The sequence below is a fragment of the Methylomonas methanica genome (assembly GCF_001644035.1).
In the GTDB taxonomy this organism is placed as follows: domain Bacteria; phylum Pseudomonadota; class Gammaproteobacteria; order Methylococcales; family Methylomonadaceae; genus Methylomonas; species Methylomonas methanica_A.
The window spans coordinates 1-1,857 of the sequence record NZ_LUUG01000013.1; the positions used below are offsets into that span (position 1 = coordinate 1).

General features: G+C 45.9%; 1 protein-coding gene. It reads right to left on the reverse strand.

The genetic code is table 11. The annotated features are described in order from the left end of the window. Window positions 1-192: 192 nt before the first annotated feature. Window positions 193-1,857, reverse strand: a 1,665-nt coding sequence (locus tag A1332_RS00805) for a DUF4942 domain-containing protein (RefSeq protein ID WP_231890173.1), incomplete at its 5' end; no start/stop codon positions are given.

Below are 1,857 nucleotides of genomic sequence, written 5' to 3' on the forward strand. Positions count from 1 at the left end.
TTGACCGAATAAGCCGGCCTTTCTGTCAATGTCAGCGCACAGTGAGCAAGCCTCTCGTATTAAACCGCTTTAAAAAAAGCCTGGCATAGGCGCATGTAAAAAGGGGAAAATCAATTTATCTACATATTTTCGCGTGGGGGCCTCCAATCTGCCCCCGAAAAAGCGAAATCTGTGTGTAAATTCTTGTTACAACTAGGCCGCCAGTTGGTTAGGACTCGCATTATTTAATGCAAAGAATGTATCGACATCAAGGCCCGCATCCTCACAGGCTTTAGTGTGTGAGGCCTCGATCTGTTCATCAGACGGATGGCCCCAGCGTACTGTCGGCAATACCATTGCATTTGTGATAGTTTCCGCCTTTTCGTAATGCTCCCAAAACGCCTTTGGTGCCGCACCATTATCGTTAGGCAGCCATTGACGTTGACGGCCAACCATACGATTAAGGCGGTCAATAATTTCACGATTCCTAGGGTAAAAGTGCACCGTTCCCGCTTGTCGATACCAGCGAATATCAAAGTAGTCGGTAGTCATTCGCTGACTTCTTTTTAAGTCATCCGGCATAGCATTAAATAAGTCATGCAAGCCATAGTTGCATTGCGCTTTACCATCAAGCATCGCGAAGGCCTTATCAAAGTCCTGCAATTTTTTAAGATCGTCCCAGCTTGGGCCTAAACCGTAACTGTTCCTAACCGGAATAATAAACCGTGTCATTTTGACGCGATACGCTAACTCTCTATGCTTTTCGTTAGATTTCCACCCTTTGTAATAAGCCCGGTTATCCGGTCGGTATTTGGTTATTTCATCGAAACAGTCCAGCAACATTTGCATGTTCATATCGCCTTGACTATTGACTAGGCCAATCAAAAATCCCCTTACATTGGATTCTGTAAACGATAGCTTAGCAATCTGTTCGAAGTCGGTTACAAGACGTTGATAGGCCTTGGACGATAGGTATTTATTGAATTCCGTGGAATGTAATACGTTCGTCCATGCCCGCTTTTTAAGATCGTCATAGCCTTTATTAAATCGCTCTTGGATAGCAATAACTTCGCCGTCTTGCGTAGTTTTGTGCAGCTCATTCAATGGCCGCCCCAACAAACGCGCGTAGTAATCAGCCTCTTCCCTGGTGACTTCGGCGGATTTCAACGCTTTAACAGCGGCATTAAAGACTGACACGGCATTACTGATCGTGTTCTGTCTCAGGGCGATACTGTTTTTCTCGGTGTAATCGATTTCCGCTACATGCTCAACTTCCAAACCATGCGTAAAATTCTGTTTTATATCGACCTTCTTTTTCAGCCATATCAAAGCAACATCGGCGGCGGTTTTGCGCATGGTGTCAGGATCAAGAAACGCCTCTGAAAGAAATTCAACTGATCCGTGCTCTTCGATCCAGTTACAGATGAGTTTTCGCTTGGCGGTGTGTGGGTTGCGGATTGTTTCGGCGTTCAAGATGGCAACCAGTTCGCCATCGACTAATAAATCAAAGGCTTTAACAAGATGGTCAGCCCCATCCTTCCAAGGCGGGTTCATCAAAATATGGGTGTACATCCCTGCCCCACTAAAAGCTAAAAAGTCGGTATCGACCACATTAACGCCCTTGCTGCGTAAGACGGCTTGATTGTCTAAATCAAGTTCAATGCAGTCAATTTTATCAGCGCTATGAGACGAATAACGGTGAGTACATTTGTCGAGCAATGGAGCGAGCAAATCGCCACGCCCGGCGCTTGGCTCCAACACCCTTAAGAAATTGTGAGACTTGAACTTAGTGAATGCTTTTTCAGCTAACGAGCGAGGGGTAGGGTAAAACTGAATCATCGGATGGCTCCTGAAAATCGGCCTTGGCGAAGTGCCCGG